The 15,706-nt window shown below is 39.4% G+C and carries 15 protein-coding genes and 1 riboswitch; of the genes, 8 read left to right on the forward strand and 7 right to left on the reverse strand.

Going from position 1 to position 15,706, the window contains the following annotated elements; all coding sequences use genetic code 11:
* Nucleotides 1–51: 51 nt before the first annotated feature.
* Together V1L66_RS11140 and plsY are read right to left on the reverse strand one after the other, a co-directional pair.
* Nucleotides 52–342, reverse strand: coding sequence for a HesB/YadR/YfhF family protein (locus V1L66_RS11140; protein ID WP_016993904.1), 291 nt, complete (start codon nucleotides 340–342; stop codon nucleotides 52–54).
* Between the two features lie 19 nt (nucleotides 343–361).
* The gene (gene plsY / locus V1L66_RS11145; RefSeq protein ID WP_016993903.1) at nucleotides 362–964 is read right to left on the reverse strand and encodes a glycerol-3-phosphate 1-O-acyltransferase PlsY; all 603 of its coding nucleotides are present in this window, start codon (nucleotides 962–964) and stop codon (nucleotides 362–364) included.
* Nucleotides 965–1,528: 564 nt separating this feature from the next.
* Here plsY and parE point away from each other — a divergent pair.
* The 7 genes from parE to V1L66_RS11180 all read left to right on the forward strand — a co-directional run bounded on the left by parE (nucleotide 1,529) and on the right by V1L66_RS11180 (nucleotide 9,837).
* Complete coding sequence (gene parE / locus V1L66_RS11150; RefSeq protein WP_016993902.1) at nucleotides 1,529–3,505, forward strand: DNA topoisomerase IV subunit B; 1,977 nt, start codon at nucleotides 1,529–1,531, stop codon at nucleotides 3,503–3,505.
* Nucleotides 3,502–5,940, forward strand: coding sequence for a DNA topoisomerase IV subunit A (gene parC / locus V1L66_RS11155; protein ID WP_036079287.1), 2,439 nt, complete (start codon nucleotides 3,502–3,504; stop codon nucleotides 5,938–5,940). Before parE ends, parC begins: the two co-directional genes overlap by 4 nt.
* A gap of 108 nt (nucleotides 5,941–6,048) precedes the next feature.
* Nucleotides 6,049–6,159: riboswitch (TPP riboswitch) on the forward strand.
* 154 nt (nucleotides 6,160–6,313) lie between these two features.
* Entirely contained in the window at nucleotides 6,314–7,309 is a 996-nt protein-coding gene (locus V1L66_RS11160) for an ABC transporter substrate-binding protein (protein WP_333004324.1), read from the forward strand.
* A 1-nt stretch (nucleotide 7,310) separates the two neighbouring features.
* Nucleotides 7,311–7,601 carry a thiamine-binding protein gene (locus V1L66_RS11165; RefSeq protein ID WP_036079281.1) on the forward strand — a complete coding sequence of 97 codons (291 nt, stop codon included), beginning with the start codon at nucleotides 7,311–7,313 and terminating at the stop codon, nucleotides 7,599–7,601.
* Nucleotides 7,601–8,374: an ABC transporter permease gene (locus V1L66_RS11170; RefSeq protein ID WP_016993899.1), complete on the forward strand. Its 774-nt coding sequence runs from the start codon at nucleotides 7,601–7,603 to the stop codon at nucleotides 8,372–8,374. The genes V1L66_RS11165 and V1L66_RS11170 overlap by 1 nt, the downstream gene beginning before the upstream one ends.
* Complete coding sequence (locus tag V1L66_RS11175; RefSeq protein WP_333004327.1) at nucleotides 8,349–9,098, forward strand: ABC transporter ATP-binding protein; 750 nt, start codon at nucleotides 8,349–8,351, stop codon at nucleotides 9,096–9,098. Before V1L66_RS11170 ends, V1L66_RS11175 begins: the two co-directional genes overlap by 26 nt.
* Entirely contained in the window at nucleotides 9,088–9,837 is a 750-nt protein-coding gene (locus tag V1L66_RS11180) for a TatD family hydrolase (RefSeq protein WP_333004387.1), read from the forward strand. The genes V1L66_RS11175 and V1L66_RS11180 overlap by 11 nt, the downstream gene beginning before the upstream one ends.
* Before the next feature lie 26 nt (nucleotides 9,838–9,863).
* Here the strand turns inward: V1L66_RS11180 and V1L66_RS11185 are convergent, their stop codons facing one another.
* The 5 genes from V1L66_RS11185 to V1L66_RS11205 form a co-directional block, all read right to left on the reverse strand.
* Complete coding sequence (locus tag V1L66_RS11185) at nucleotides 9,864–10,040, reverse strand: hypothetical protein (protein WP_004227938.1); 177 nt, start codon at nucleotides 10,038–10,040, stop codon at nucleotides 9,864–9,866.
* A gap of 97 nt (nucleotides 10,041–10,137) precedes the next feature.
* Nucleotides 10,138–11,682: a sodium:solute symporter family transporter gene (locus V1L66_RS11190; RefSeq protein ID WP_333004388.1), complete on the reverse strand. Its 1,545-nt coding sequence runs from the start codon at nucleotides 11,680–11,682 to the stop codon at nucleotides 10,138–10,140.
* A gap of 8 nt (nucleotides 11,683–11,690) precedes the next feature.
* Complete coding sequence (locus tag V1L66_RS11195; RefSeq protein WP_036079262.1) at nucleotides 11,691–12,029, reverse strand: DUF485 domain-containing protein; 339 nt, start codon at nucleotides 12,027–12,029, stop codon at nucleotides 11,691–11,693.
* A 481-nt stretch (nucleotides 12,030–12,510) separates the two neighbouring features.
* Nucleotides 12,511–14,064, reverse strand: a complete 1,554-nt coding sequence (locus V1L66_RS11200; RefSeq protein WP_016993894.1) for a cation acetate symporter — start codon at nucleotides 14,062–14,064, stop codon at nucleotides 12,511–12,513.
* On the reverse strand, nucleotides 14,065–14,400 hold the full coding sequence (locus V1L66_RS11205; RefSeq protein ID WP_004227946.1) for a DUF485 domain-containing protein: 336 nt from the start codon (nucleotides 14,398–14,400) through the stop codon (nucleotides 14,065–14,067).
* 584 nt (nucleotides 14,401–14,984) lie between these two features.
* On the opposite strand from V1L66_RS11205, the gene V1L66_RS11210 reads away from it, so the two are divergent.
* On the forward strand, nucleotides 14,985–15,581 hold the full coding sequence (locus V1L66_RS11210; RefSeq protein WP_115673656.1) for an SCO family protein: 597 nt from the start codon (nucleotides 14,985–14,987) through the stop codon (nucleotides 15,579–15,581).
* The last annotated feature ends 125 nt before the right edge of the window (nucleotides 15,582–15,706 follow it).

Consider the following 15,706-nt stretch of genomic DNA (forward strand, 5'->3'; position numbering starts at 1 on the left):
GAATAAATAAAAAACAGTCTGTCCTTTCAATACTTGAAAGGACAGACTGCTTTATGTACGATAGTCGTATTGTAATTCATCTTTACTTGTATCAACATCAACATGTAAATTGTGATCGTTAAAGAACCAAAGATCTTTCTCATCAATGTAATAGATGACACCATCAATTTCTGTCTGCACACCAATGGCAATGGGTTCCTCACGTGTCATTCCCAGCGAAAAGCCTTCATGAAACGGACTAGAGCCTCCATAACGTGCATAAAAACGAATTGTATCACCCGGTTCAACTTCCATTTCCTGTTTGAACCATTGTAGGGCTTCATCTGTCAATGCAATATTCATTTCAAATGCTCCTCTCTTCCTACAGCCATTTTACCTTTGGTTCGGTGCCGTTTTTAATACGTGCAATATTGGCACGGTGACGATAAATAATAAAGGTAAATAAAAAGGCTACCAAGATGCCTAATGCAAAGTCACCTGTAATAAAATAATAAACGATTGCATAGATAAGCGCTACTAAAGCGGCTATCATCGATGTTAAGCTGACGATTTTTGTGATTTTTAATGTCACAATAAAGGTAATAAATAGTAGGACAAAGAGTGGCCAAGAATAGCCTAATAATACACCCGCTGATGTTGCCACAGCTTTCCCACCACGGAAGTTGGCGAAGATCGGGAACATATGACCGATTACGGCGACAAGCCCCAGTAATAAAGAATGGAGTGTAGTATCAGAGAAAACGGGAAGTGTCACGAGTAAGACAGCGGCAGTCCCTTTTAAGACATCCATCACCGTAACAACAATACCTGCCTTTTTCCCTAACGTTCGAAAAGTATTGGTCGCACCAAGATTACCGCTTCCGTGTTCACGAATATCGGTGTTATAAAAAATTTTGCCTATCCATAATCCAGAAGGTATAGAGCCGATTAGATAAGCACATAAAATAATAAGTCCATTGATCATAGCTGGACTCCTTTCATTCATAGTCCATCACTTGGTACTAATAGTTTGTATCAAGTATTTTACACTTTTTCTTGCTAATCTACAATGTTATGAAGGAGATTTCATTCGAAGTCTTGAATTCAATACAAAAGAGAATCTATTAGCGAGGACTAGGCTTTTAGACATAAATTTGTAGGAAGCGATAAAACCTTTTTAAAAATATAGGCAAAATGGCAATTTTGTCAATCGCTCATTCCTTTGGTAGAATAGAAGTCTAACTTTAACCAGTTTAATCGCAAGGCACGAGGTAGTGTGTGCTACTATTTGCAAGCAACACAAATTTATTTTGCAACTATGTAGGCTTCAAGGCGTCAAATGATGTTGGAAGCTAGAAGCAGTCTGCCTTGCTTAAATACCAATTTTAAGCAACTGTTGAAGATGTTTACTATTAATAAATATGATCAAAACTGTGAGCAAATTTTAAAATTTTATTGGACCTGTCGCTAACTATTGACAGGAAATGCTATTATTATTAGGATGAGAACATAAATAGAACATGTGTTTGTTTTTTGGAGGGGAATTTTTTTGACGAATAAACAGTCACCTAGCGTCTATAATGATGACGCTATACAAGTATTAGAAGGATTAGAAGCGGTACGCAAACGACCTGGCATGTATATCGGTTCGACGGATGGCCGTGGACTTCATCACCTTGTGTATGAAATCGTAGATAATGCGGTGGATGAAGCACTGGCTGGCTTTGGATCTCATATTATTGTCACAATTCATAAAGATCAAAGTATGAGTGTACGCGACTTTGGCCGTGGGATGCCAACCGGTATGCATAAAATGGGTAAACCGACACCAGAAATTATTTTTACTGTGCTACACGCTGGCGGTAAATTTGGTCAAGGTGGCTATAAAACAAGTGGTGGTTTACATGGTGTTGGTTCTTCCGTTGTGAATGCGCTCTCAACATTTTTAGAGGTGACAATCCATCGTGATGGCAAAAAGTATCGACAACGCTTTGAGCATGGTGGACATCCTGTCACAACACTTGAAAATATTGGGCAAACGAAGCAGACAGGAACGCTTGTTCATTTTCTACCAGATGAAACGATCTTCTCTGTCACAAAATTCAATTATGATACGTTAGCGGAACGATTACGTGAATCAGCCTTTTTATTAAAGGGCTTAAAAATTGAATTAATTGATGAGCGCGAGGAAGGCAAGAGCGATGTGTTCTTTTATGAGAATGGCATTGAGGCTTTCGTTGCGTATTTGAATGAGGAAAAAGATGTCCTTCATCCAGTAAAATATGTAGAAGGCGTACAGGATGACATCGAAGTAGAGTTTGCTTTCCAGTATAACGATGGTTATTCGGAAACGATTTTATCATTTGTTAATAATGTTCGTACACGAGATGGTGGTACACATGAAACGGGTGCAAAGGCAGCATTGACGCGTGTCTTTAATGAATATGCAAGAAAAATTGGCTTGTTAAAGGACAAGGATAAAAACCTTGAGGGGACAGATATTCGTGAAGGCTTAGCGGCCATTGTATCTGTTCGTATTCCAGAGCACTTACTACAATTTGAAGGACAAACAAAGGGCAAGCTTGGGACAAGTGAGGCTCGTTCTGCAGTAGATAGTGTAGTGTCTGAGCAAATTTTGTATGTGCTAGAGGAAAATGCAGAATTATCAGCTTCTCTTGTTCGTAAAGCGATTCGAGCGCAGCAAGTACGTGAAGCAGCTCGTAAAGCACGTGAGGATGCACGAAATGGCAAGAAAAACAAAAAGGGTAGTACGATTCTATCTGGAAAATTAACGCCAGCTCAGTCACGTAATGCGGCAAAAAATGAGCTGTATTTAGTCGAGGGTGATTCTGCTGGTGGCTCTGCTAAACAAGGTCGTGACCGTACATTCCAAGCGATTCTGCCATTGCGCGGGAAAGTAATCAACACAGAAAAGGCCAAGCTACAGGACATTATGAAAAACGAAGAAATATCAACGATTATCCATGCGATTGGTGCTGGTGTTGGCACGGATTTTGCGGTGGAGGATTCTGCCTACAATAAAGTAGTCATCATGACCGATGCGGATACAGATGGGGCACATATTCAGGTCTTGCTATTAACATTCTTCTATCGTTATATGCGTCCGCTCATTGAGTCTGGGAAAGTCTATATCGCACTACCGCCGCTTTATAAAGTCTCAAGAGGTACAGGGAAAAAAGAAGTCATTGAATATGCTTGGACAGAAAGCGATTTACAAAAGGCCATCAAAAAGGTTGGAAAGGGTTACATATTACAGCGCTATAAAGGTCTTGGTGAGATGAATGCAGACCAACTATGGGACACAACGATGAACCCTGAAACACGGACATTGATTCGTGTCACAATTGAGGATGGTGCACGTGCGGAGAGACGTGTCACGACGTTAATGGGTGATAAGGTAGAACCACGTCGTAAATGGATCGAAGCCAATGTGGACTTCGGTATGGAGGATGATTCTAACATTTTAGAGAATGAATTCATCCAACAAGAGGAGGGCCAAGCATGAGTAGTACAGAAAAGTTTCAAGATTTACCGTTAGAAGAAGTGATGGGTGACCGTTTTGGTCGCTATAGTAAATATATTATTCAAGACCGCGCGTTGCCTGATGCACGTGACGGTCTTAAACCAGTACAGCGCCGTATTTTATATGCGATGTATACGGAAGGCAACACACATGATAAGCCGTTCCGTAAATCCGCAAAAACAGTGGGTAACGTAATTGGTAACTATCATCCGCACGGTGATAGCTCTGTTTATGAAGCGATGGTACGGATGAGTCAGGACTGGAAGGCACGTCATATGCTCATTGAGATGCACGGGAACAATGGCTCGGTCGATGGCGATCCTCCAGCGGCGATGCGTTATACAGAGGCGAGACTATCTGCTATAGCTGCTGAAATGCTACGAGATATTGGCAAGAAAACGGTCGAGTTTGTGCCAAACTTTGATGACCAGGATATGGAACCAACCGTTTTACCAGCACGTTTTCCAAACCTTTTAGTCAATGGCTCTACAGGGATTTCCGCTGGGTATGCGACAGATATTCCACCACATGCCTTGGATGAAGTACTGGATGCCGTGTTAATGCGCTTAGAAAAGCCTAATGCTACTGTAGATGAATTGATGACGGTGATTAAAGGGCCAGATTTCCCAACTGGTGGAATCATTCAAGGTGTAGATGGTATCAAAAAGGCGTATGAAACAGGTCGAGGTAAAATTATTGTTCGTGCACAAGCAGTTGTCGAACCAATTAAGGGTGGTAAAGAGCAAATTGTTATCACTGAGTTACCATATGATGTAAATAAAGCGAATCTTGTGAAAAAAATTGATGAGCAACGTGTAGATAAAAGACTAGAAGGCATTGCGGAAATTCGAGATGAATCAGACCGTACAGGCTTGCGTGTCGTGATTGAGCTGAAAAAAGATGTACCTGGGCAAGGAATTTTACAGTACTTGTTTAAAACAACGGATTTACAGGTAGCTTATAATTTTAATATGATTGCTATCCATAATCGTCGTCCAACAATGATGACATTGCCATTATTGCTAGATGCGTATATCGCCCATCAAAAAGAAGTGGTAACAAACCGTTCCATTTATGATTTACAAAAGGCAAAGGATCGTTCTCATATTGTAGATGGATTAATTAAAGCTCTTTCCATTTTAGATGAAGTTATTGCGACGATCCGTTCTTCTAATGATAAGAAGGATGCGAAGCTTAATTTACAAGCGAAGTTTGATTTTACAGAGGTACAGGCAGAGGCCATTGTAAGCCTGCAATTATACCGTTTAACGAATACGGATATTACAGAGCTACGTCAGGAACAGGACGAGTTAAATAAGTTAATTGCGAAGCTAGAGGGGATTCTGCAAAGTGAGGCTAAGCTTGTGCGTGTTATTAAACAAGAGTTGCTAGATATTAAGAAACGCTTTACAGAACCTCGCCGCTCGAAGATTGAGCAAGAAATTGAAGAAATTAAAATTACATTGGATGTCCTTGTGCCAAGTGAAGAGGTTGTCGTAACAGTAACGAAGGATGGTTATATTAAACGTACATCCACACGTTCTCATGCCGCTTCAAATGGGCAAGATTTTGCCATGAAGGATTCAGATTATTTATTGTATGAAGCAAACTTAAATACACAGCACCATCTATTGCTGTTCACAAATCGAGGCAATTATATTTATCAGCCTGTTCATGAGCTGCCTGATATACGCTGGAAGGATCTCGGCCAGCATATTTCAAGTATTGTGCCAACAGGGGAAGATGAATCCATTATTGCGGTTTATGGCTTCGAAACATTTGAACAGCCAAATACGTATGTCTTCACAGCCACAAAAGATGGCCAAATTAAGCGCTCACCACTCGCAGACTATGCGGTAACACGTTATTCAAAGCCAATTAAAACGATGAACGTCAAGGCTGGTGATGCGATGATCTATGCATCGTTTGTAACAGATGACGTGGAGCTAATGCTCACAACGGATACAGCCTATGCGATTCGTTTCCCGATGGAGGAATTACCAGTTACAGGTGTGAAAACAGGCGGTGTGAAAGGGATCACACTAAAAGATGGAGAAGCCTTAGTTGGAGTCAATGTGTTACAGCCTGATGTAACCCAATATGTAGTCATTGTGACACAGCGTGGGGCCGTGAAGAAAATGAATGTCGCTGAAGTTGAAGTAGCAAGTCGTGCAAAACGTGGACTAAAAGTATTAACAGAGTTAAAAGCAAACCCTCACCGAATTGTGGCAGTTGTTCAAGCAACAGACGAGGAGCAGGTTGTGATTGAAACTGAAAAAGGTGTTCAAGAGGTGATTGACGTACAGGCATTATCTCGTGCGGATCGCCATTCCAATGGTTCATTTAAAGTGGATATTGCAACAGATGGAGCAATTTCTCATGTTTTAACAGCCAAAAAAGAACAGAAACCAAGCTAAATGCATGCCCAGTCTCTAAGGAGTGCTGGGCTTTAAGCTTATTCAAAAAATAGCACCTTGTCATTTAAGTGAAACTATGGGTATAATAATCATCGAAAAGTTCATAGCGAAAGAATGTAGGGGGGCTAGTAATTGCTAGCTGAGATTGTGTCCGATAGACGCTGACCCTTTGAACCTGATTTGGCTCGTACCAGCGTAGGGAACATCTATTCAAAAAAGCAAAGTTTTGAAGATTGATTGCAATACGTCTGGGAGGAATCCTAGGCGTTTTTTTATGTTTTCAAGCAACAGCTTGCCAACATTGTATACGCTTTCTTCTGGTGACAACATTCATTCATGAACACTTTCATATTACAAACTGGGAGGCTTTCGCATGAAAAAATGGTTATTTATTCTATTCGCAGCACTATTGACATTAGTAGGCTGCAGTGACAAGGGTGACAAGCAGGCTGCTGACAAGCTGAAAAAGGTGTCTGTGGTACTGGATTGGACGCCGAATACAAATCATACAGGACTATATGTTGCCAAAAAACTCGGTTATTTTGAGGAACAGGGCTTAGATGTTGATATTATCATGCCTGGTGAGGCGGGTGCAGATCAGCTTGTTGCTTCTGGAAAGGCGGATTTTGGCGTGAGCTATCAGGAAGGCATAACACAGGCACGAGTACAGGATGTGCCGCTGGTCTCAATCGCAGCTATTATACAGCATAATACATCTGGCTTTGCCTCTATTGCTTCAAAGGGCATTAAATCGCCAAAGGATTTTGAAGGAAAAACCTATGGTGGTTGGGGTGCGCCATTAGAGCAAGCCGTTTTACAATCACTAATGCAGACGGAAAATGCAGATATTAACAAGCTAGATATCGTCAATGCAGGCGATTTAGATTTCTTCACAATGATGGAAAAAGATATTGATTTTGCTTGGATTTATTATGCATGGACTGGTATTGAAGCTGAGCTGCGTGGGGAAAAGATCAATATGCTATATCTTACAGATTATAGTGATCAATTGGATTATTATACGCCAGTTTTAGCTACAAATGAAAAAATGATACAGGACAATCCTGATGTTGTGAAAGCCTTTGTGGCAGCTGCATCGAAGGGCTATGAATACGCAATTGAAAACCCAAGTGAAGCGGCTGATATTTTAATCGAAGCAGCTCCTGATTTAGATAAAGCGTTAGTGCATAAAAGTCAGGAGTGGCTGGCCGATAAATACCAGGACGATGCCAAGCAATGGGGAGAGCAAAAGCTTTCTGTGTGGGAAAATTATGCGAAATGGATGTCTAGCAATCAAGTACTAGAGGGCGAATTTGATGCGAAAAAAGCCTTTACTAATGATTTCTTACCTAAAAAGGAGGCCAAATAAGATGGCAAATTCATTAATCAGTGTACAAATCATTCCGAAGACAGAGAAATATGAAGATGTTATACCATATGTCGATGCAGCAATTGCGGTTATCGATGCTTCTGGGGTGAAATATGAGGTACATCCATTGGAAACAACGATGGAGGGTGAGCTGTCAACATTGCTTCAAATCATTGAAAAAATGAATGACAAGATGATTGAGCTTGGTGCCATTAATGTCATTACACAAGTCAAAATTTTATATCAGCCAACGGGTATTACGATGGATACATTAACGGAGAAATATCAGTAATGAAACGTGCATTACAGAAGGGAAGGACGATAATTTTTATCGCCTTCCTCTTATTCATATGGGAACTAATCGTGCGTATGGCTGAAGTTCCACATTGGTTATTACCCGCGCCAAGTAGTATTTTGTCGGAGGCCCTCCAGTCATATCATACCTTTCTACCACATGCATTCGCTACGGTGCAATTAGCCCTACTAGGTTTGGCCATTGGCATTGCTTGTGGGCTAACGGTGGCAGTAGTGTTGCATCGGTTTACATTTATTCGAGAGCTGTTTTATCCAATTCTTATTATGTCGCAAAATGTTCCTATTCTTGTCTTGGCACCACTGCTTATTATTTGGTTTGGCTTCGGCTTATTACCGAAGCTTATCATTATCTGTCTTGTGTGCTTTTTCCCGATTGTCATTGCGGCAATGGATGGATTCAGGCAAACAGCACCTGAGTTAAAGCATTATTTTGCCATGGTTGGTGCTACAAAGGCACAAACCTTTTGGAAGCTAGAATGGCCTCATGCCTATCCTGCTATTTTTTCAGGCGTTAAAATTGCGGCTACATATAGTGTGATGGGGGCTGTCATTGCGGAGTGGCTTGGTGCAAAAAAGGGTATTGGCGTTTACATGACCCTAGCCCAGTCCTCCTTCCGTACTGATCGCGTATTTGTGGCAATTTTTGCGATTGTTCTCTTGAGCTTACTATTATTTAGTGGTATTCGTTTGATTGAAAAATTCATGGTGAAGGGGAGAGGCTATCATGCTCAGCATTCAAAACATCGCTAAATCCTTCGAAACACTGCAAGTTCTAAATCATCTATCGTTTGACGTCAAGGATGGCGAGTTTGTGGCCATCGTTGGTCCTTCAGGCAGTGGGAAGAGCACACTTTTTCAATTAATTGGTGGTGTTTCGCCAATTGATCAAGGAGCCATTTTATTAAATGGAGAGGATATCCAGCGAAAAAAAGGAACGATTGGCTATATGCCACAGCAGCCATGTCTATTACCCTGGCGTACAATAGTAGAAAACGTCACGCTTGTAGAAGAATTACACCATAAACCGAATGTTGAACGTGCTAAGGAATGGTTGGAAAAAGTTGGTCTTGCCTCCTTTATCCATGCCTACCCGAACGAACTGTCTGGAGGCATGCAGCAGCGTGTGTCCTTTATTCGTGCAATGGTCAGTGATAAACCGATTTTATGCTTAGACGAACCATTTTCTGCGTTGGATGAGTTTACTCGACTAGAAATGCAGGCATGGCTTTTATCCATCTGGGAAGAGTACCGTAAATCCATTCTATTTGTTACACATAGCATTGAGGAAGCTCTCTTTTTAGCCGATCGCATACTTGTTTTAACCAAGCGTCCAGCAACCGTTAAAAAGGAAATCATCGTGCCATTTGAGAGACCCCGGAAAGAGGAGATTCGACATTCTGCAGCATTCACAGCGTTAAAGCAACAATTATTTATGTATTTACAGGAGGAAAAGGGTGATATGTATGTTGATTGATGCGCATATTCATTTGGATCAGTACACCGATGAGGAAATTCCCTCCTTATTAGAAGAAGTGAAAGCTGTCATCGCGGTTAGTATGCAACTTGCCTCTTGTGAAAGAACGTTGCGTTTAGCGAACAGCTATCAGCAAGTAAAGGCTGCTTTTGGCTTTCATCCTGAACAGCCTTTACTAAGTCCAAATGATGAGGCAGCTTTATTCGATTGGATTCGTTCGCATCAGGATGACATGGTTGCTATTGGTGAGGTGGGTCTACCTTATTATTTAAGACAAGAGCAAGCGATTGATGAACGTCCCTATGTGGCGCTATTAGAGCGTTTTGTTGTATTGGCGAAGGAGCTGGACAAGCCAATTGTGTTACACGCAGTATATGAGGACGCCCATATTGTGTGTGATTTGCTGGAAAAGCATCAGCTTCACGAAGCCCATTTTCATTGGTTTAAAGGGGATGAAGCTATTGTGAAGCGCATGATAGAGTGTGGTTATTTTATTTCCATTACGCCAGATTGCTTGTACGAAGAGGAAATTCAACAGCTAATTTATGATTATCCGATTGATTTGATGATGGTAGAAACGGATGGTCCTTGGCCGTTTGAGGGACCGTTTACGAAGAAGCGTACATCTCCCTGGATGATGCACTCAACGATTGAGGTGATTGCCTCCATCAAAGGGCTATCAACACAGGAAGTGGCCAAAATTATTACGCAAAACACGAAAACATTTTATCGGCTTTAATAAGAAAAAGCAGTATAGGGTACGAGTTATTCGTCCTTATACTGCTTTTTATATTTCGTATAATCATGCTCTAATTTTTCGTTTTTTGTTTTCGTTAGACGTTCATGTGTACTAAAAGAGATAGATTGTCGATTTTTTTCAACATCTTTACCAACTGTGCGTTTAATGTGCATCCGCTTCTTTTTAGCTTTAGATTGTGACATGAGCATCGCCTCCAATTCATTTTTAATTCTATAGTAGCGAATAGGGAAGAAAAAGTAAAACCTCGTAAGCAAGATACTTACGAGGCTGTCGAGTGTATTAGTGAGATACGTCCTGTACAGAAATACCTGTGTTTGCTTTAACGTCAACTTCACGATACTTCGCATCATCTGTTTCTTTAGAAAGTAATGTGCCGATGAAACCACCAAGGAAACCAAGTGGTACAGAGATTAAGGCTGGGTTCGTTAACATAATTAAAGGATCACCAACGAAAATTGCCTTACCTTCAACTGGATTCCAAACGTTTGGAGACATAGCAACTAATACTAACGCAGAGATTAAACCTGTTAACATCGCAGTAACAGCACCTGCTGTATTAAAGCGTTTCCAATAAATTGTGTAAATAATAACTGGAAGGTTAGCCGATCCTGCAATACAGAATGCTAAAGATACTAAGAATGCAACGTTTAATGTTTGTGCACCAAGTGCTAATAGGATAGAAATAACAGCGATTGTAATCGAACCGATACGAGCTGCAAGAACTTGCTCTTTTTCTGTAATTTTACCCTTTTTGATAATTTGTCCATAAATATCATGAGATAGGGCAGATGCACCAGAAAGTACAAGACCTGCTACTACCGCTAAAATTGTTGCGAATGCTACTGCACAAACGAATGAGAATAGAATGTCGCCACCAAGTGCTTCTGCAAGAAGTGGGGCAGCCATGTTACCAGCAGCGTTTGCTGCGATAATATCTTCTTTCCCAACGAATGCTGCTGCACCGAAGCCTAAGAAAATTGTTAGAATGTAGAAGATACCTACGATCCAAGTAGCCCAAATAACAGATGAACGAGCTGTTTTCGCGTCTTTTACTGTGAAGAAACGCATTAAGATATGTGGAAGACCCGCAGTACCTAATACTAACGCAATTAACATCGAGATTGTATCAAGTCCATTTGTATATTTAAGACCTGGGTTTAAATAAGCAGCGCCACTGTCAGTAACCGTTGTCATTTCTTTAAACATAGTAGAGATACTGAAGCCGAACTCTTTTAATACTAAGAACGAAATAATAACTGTTCCTAACATTAAAAGACAAGCTTTAATAATTTGTACCCAAGATGTTGCTGTCATACCACCGAATAGTACGTAAGTTGTCATCATGAAACCTACGATTAATACAGCGATCCAATAGTCGATTCCTAAAAGTAATTGAATAAGTGCTCCTGCACCAACTAGTTGTGCAATCATGTAGAATAAAACAATTGTAATAGTGCTTAAAGCAGCTGTTCCACGAACTTTGGCGTTATCAAAACGCGCTGTAATCATGTCAGCTAGAGTAAATTTCCCAAGGTTACGTAATGGCTCAGCAACGATATATAATACCACTAAGTAAGCTACTAAATAACCAATAGAGAAGAAGAATCCGTCAAATCCAAATAATGCTACAGCACCAGCGATACCTAGGAAGGATGCAGCTGATAAGTAGTCACCTGCGATAGCTAGTCCATTTTGCCAGCCTGTTAAGCCACCACCAGCAGTGTAGAAATCACTTGCTGAAGATGTACGTTTAGATGCCCACCATGTAATAACTAATGTTAAACCAACAATGGCTACGAAGAAGAATATGGCTGTAAAACTCATTCCGTTACTCATCGGCGGCCACCTCCGTTCTCGTATTCAGCGATTATCGCTTTTGCTTCTCTATCGAAGCTGTTTGCCTTTGCTACATATAAATGACATAACCCCCATGTCATGATGAAAAGACCTGCTGCATAGATCCACACCCAAGTAATTTCCCCAAATGCCTTTTGGTGTAGAATTGTCGTGTACGATGTCAGAATTGGTAACAACATGTATGCCGATAAAAATATGGCAGTCATAGACCAAAGAAAAGAGTTCTTTCTTCGTACAAGAGACTTAAATGATTCTTGGTTTGCAATTGCATCATAGTCAATCACGATACCTTTTTTTGCTTGATTGTTCGCCATTAACATTCCCCATTTTGTGTATATTTTTTCTACCTCAAGACTTGATTTTGCTAGTTTAGTGAATTCACATTTTCATTTTATGAAACAGTTCACAAAATTGCAATACATTTCAGAAAAATTATGTAAAAAAAATTTTTCGGAAAATACTCCTAGAAGAGAAAAAATGGCGCAAACTCAAGAATAGAAAGGGTTTTAGAAAATTCAGATAAATAAATGAAGTGAAGAGAAATCTAGATTCTTGACAAAAAATGAAGGGTAAATTTACAAAAAAATCTTGTTTTTTCAATCGAAAATAAACACTATTTACCTAGTGAAAATTGGATTTTTTCTGTTTTTTGGAAGTGAAATAATATTGTTCGATAAATAAATTGGTAGATATTGAATAACAAAAAAGGCGAAAAACTCGACCAAAAATCGAATTTTTTGCCTATTTTTTTGCATTTTTTGAATTAGAATTCATTATGCAGGAGGTGTATAAATATTAATGTGAAATATCAGAGACAGACACACCTGTATTTGCTTTCACACGAATTTCTTTATAAATACGTTCTGCCTCTTCCTGTGGCACTTTGTTAGATGAAAGGACAGTACCTAAGTATCCAGCAATAAAGCCTAATGGAATCGTAATAATTGCAGGAACAGCAAGTGGCACAAGTGGTTGTCCAACAAAGATAGCCGCACCTTCAACAGGGCTCCACACATTTGGTCCCATTGCTCCTAAAATTAAACATGAAACTAGCCCCGTTACCATCGCAGTTACAGCACCTGTAGAATTAAATTTCTTCCAATAGATTGTATAAAGGATCACAGGTAAGTTTGCTGATGCACCGATACAAAAGGCGAATGATACTAGGAATGAAACATTTAAACTTTGTGCAAACAGAGCAAGAATAATAGAGACAATTGCAATCGAAATAGAGCCTGTACGTGCTGCTACTACCTGTTGCTTCTCTGTTAATTTACCGCCTTTAATGATTTCTCCATAAATATCATGAGAAATGGCAGACGCCCCTGTCAGTACTAAACCAGAAACAACGGCTAAAATTGTCGCAAATGCTACTGCCCCGATAAATGCCATCAATACATCTCCACCTAAGTAATGCGCAAGAAGTGGAGCAGCTGTATTACCAGCCTTACTTTCAGCAAGAATTTGATCTAAACCTACAAAGTTTAATGCACCGAACCCTAAGAAAATTGTTAATGAGAAGAAAATAGCTGTAATCCAAGTTGTCCAAGAAATAGAGGCACGTGCTGTCTTTGCATCCTTTACTGTAAAGAAACGCATTAAAATATGTGGTAAACCAGATGTTCCTAAAACTAAAGCCATCATCATCGAAACAGAGTCGATTGTACTTGTGTACTTTATTCCAGGAACAAGGAATTTTTCGCCATGATCTACTGCAATTGTGTCGAACATCTTCATAAGAGAGAAGTCAAATTTCATTAGCACTAATACCGCTAAAAGACCCGTCCCGAATAATAATAGACTTGCTTTAATGATTTGCACCCAAGAAGTCGCTGTCATACCACCAAACAATACATAAGTTGTCATCATAACACCGACAATTAAAACGGCAATCCAATACTCAATGCCAAATAATAGCTTAATTAATGCACCAGCACCGACTAGCTGTGCAATCATATAAAGAATAACGATAATAATTGTACCAGACGCTGCCACGCCACGAATTCGTTTTTCATTGAATCGAGCCGTTAACATATCTGCCAATGTATAACGTCCTAAGTTTCGCATTGGCTCAGCAATGACATAAAGCAGTACTAAATTCGCTACTACATAGCCTACAGAGAAGAAGAAACCATCAAAGCCAGTTAGGGCAATTGCACCAGACACCCCAAGAAAGGCTGCCGCAGATAAATAGTCACCAGCAATCGCAAAGCCGTTTTGCCACCCCTTTAATCCACCACCAGCTGTGTAAAAATCAGCCGCAGAGGATGTGCGCTTTGCTGCAATATAGGTAACAACAAGTGTTAAGCCAACAATAGCTAAAAAGAAACCTATGGATACGATGTTCATTTATTTTCCACCTTTCGCCTGATACTCTGCTAGCACTGCAGCTGCAGCTTTATCGAATGAAGCAGCTTTTTTTACATATACTGTACAAAGCACAATGGTCATGATAAATAATCCTGCAGAATAGACCCATACACCCGTAATATTTCCGAAGAATTTTTGTTGTAGTACAGGCTGGAAAGCAAGAATCGGAAGCAGGATATAAAGAATTAAAAACACTGCGGTAATCGAGAAAAGAAAGGTATTTTTCTTTTTTACAAAGCTATTAAACGATTCCATTGCTTCAATTGCATGATAATCAATTGATTGGGCCTGTTTTTTGCTTGAAACATTCGCCATTATTATTCCCCCTAAAGTTATATATTTCTGTTTTAAACGACATATTTCTTTTTCGTTCGTCGTTATATTCACTTATTTTATGGGGGAGAATCCTATAATGCAATACTAAATTTTGAGTTTTTATAATTTTTAGTCACTTCTGTTTTGTGGAAATAACATAGAAATAATAAGGATTTATTAGAAAAATTCTGTTTAAAAGAGCGTGCGGTTTTCTGGTGAAATAATATTGTTAAAATAGTTTGTTGTTGATTAAAATGAATGTAGGAGAAAATACAAACATAAAAGAGAATTTTCTGTATTTTATTATTCTGCTATTAAATTCCATGGGAGCTTGTTAAGTAGAAATAATTTGTTATATAACAATTATCTGAGATTTTGGGAAATAACGAAAATGATAAAAAAAGCTATGAAAAAATTTTTAAAAAGGATGTGTCATTTGGAAGAATTAGTGAGGTGGAATTCCAGAATCAGTTAATGTTCACATGTTATACAAATAGCCATCTGGGTGTAAGTCCATTATCTTGTGTTTAGCTTCTATAATGAATAAAATAAGGTGATGAAATGAAGGGAAGTGGGCACCACTAATGACAAAGAAAAGTATATTGCTAGTTTTAGTTCTAGCATTTAGTAGCATTCTAGCTGCTTGCGGTAGTTACAAGTTTGAACCAACATTAAATCTCGAGGTTCAAGATTTCACAGTAACAAATCAAAAAAATGAACAAGTGACCCTAGATGATCTTAAAGGTAAGCCTTGGCTAGCCATGTTTATTTTTACAAACTGTACGACAATCTGTCCACCCATGACATTTAATATGACAGAAGTTCAACAAGCACTACAGGATGAAGGCCTTGAAGATTATCAAATTGTGGCATTTAGCGTCGATCCAGAAGTGGATAAGCCTGAGGTTTTAACAAATTACTTAAATACGTATAATGTTGTAGATGAAAGCAAATGGCAGCTACTAACTGGCTATCAACAAAAATTCATTGAACAATTTGCACGTAAATCATTTAATTCATTAGTTAAAAACGATCCTAACTCAGACCAAGTCATACATATGTCGAGCTATTATTTAGTAAACGCAGACGGCACAGTTGTAAAAGACTATGATGGCGCGACAAACGTACCAGTTGAAACAATCGTTGGAGATATGAAGGCTCTCATTAAGGAGAGCAAATAACACAGAAGTCCATGTGACTTCTGTGTTTTTTTATGGAAAGAGGGGAAAGTAGGGTGTACGCCTTTAAAAATCATTCGTCTCGATTTACTTTCCCAATATTGCAGCAAATACAGCAATATTATATC

Origin of the sequence: Lysinibacillus sp. IITD104, from assembly GCF_036698265.2 — a bacterium.
In the GTDB taxonomy this organism is placed as follows: Bacteria; Bacillota; Bacilli; order Bacillales_A; family Planococcaceae; genus Lysinibacillus; species Lysinibacillus boronitolerans.

What these genes read in the sequence shown, in the direction of transcription:
- V1L66_RS11175 (WP_333004327.1), top strand. Translation starts at nt 8,349, where the DNA reads ATGCTCAGCATTCAAAACATCGCTAAATCCTTCGAAACACTGCAAGTT.
- V1L66_RS11200 (WP_016993894.1), bottom strand. Translation starts at nt 14,064, where the DNA reads ATGAACATCGTATCCATAGGTTTCTTTTTAGCTATTGTTGGCTTAACA.
- V1L66_RS11185 (WP_004227938.1), bottom strand. Translation starts at nt 10,040, where the DNA reads ATGTCACAATCTAAAGCTAAAAAGAAGCGGATGCACATTAAACGCACA.
- V1L66_RS11205 (WP_004227946.1), bottom strand. Translation starts at nt 14,400, where the DNA reads ATGGCGAATGTTTCAAGCAAAAAACAGGCCCAATCAATTGATTATCAT.
- V1L66_RS11210 (WP_115673656.1), top strand. Translation starts at nt 14,985, where the DNA reads ATGACAAAGAAAAGTATATTGCTAGTTTTAGTTCTAGCATTTAGTAGC.
- parC (WP_036079287.1), top strand. Translation starts at nt 3,502, where the DNA reads ATGAGTAGTACAGAAAAGTTTCAAGATTTACCGTTAGAAGAAGTGATG.
- V1L66_RS11195 (WP_036079262.1), bottom strand. Translation starts at nt 12,029, where the DNA reads ATGGCGAACAATCAAGCAAAAAAAGGTATCGTGATTGACTATGATGCA.
- plsY (WP_016993903.1), bottom strand. Translation starts at nt 964, where the DNA reads ATGATCAATGGACTTATTATTTTATGTGCTTATCTAATCGGCTCTATA.
- V1L66_RS11180 (WP_333004387.1), top strand. Translation starts at nt 9,088, where the DNA reads ATGTTGATTGATGCGCATATTCATTTGGATCAGTACACCGATGAGGAA.
- V1L66_RS11190 (WP_333004388.1), bottom strand. Translation starts at nt 11,682, where the DNA reads ATGAGTTTTACAGCCATATTCTTCTTCGTAGCCATTGTTGGTTTAACA.
- V1L66_RS11140 (WP_016993904.1), bottom strand. Translation starts at nt 342, where the DNA reads ATGAATATTGCATTGACAGATGAAGCCCTACAATGGTTCAAACAGGAA.
- V1L66_RS11165 (WP_036079281.1), top strand. Translation starts at nt 7,311, where the DNA reads ATGGCAAATTCATTAATCAGTGTACAAATCATTCCGAAGACAGAGAAA.
- V1L66_RS11160 (WP_333004324.1), top strand. Translation starts at nt 6,314, where the DNA reads ATGAAAAAATGGTTATTTATTCTATTCGCAGCACTATTGACATTAGTA.
- V1L66_RS11170 (WP_016993899.1), top strand. Translation starts at nt 7,601, where the DNA reads ATGAAACGTGCATTACAGAAGGGAAGGACGATAATTTTTATCGCCTTC.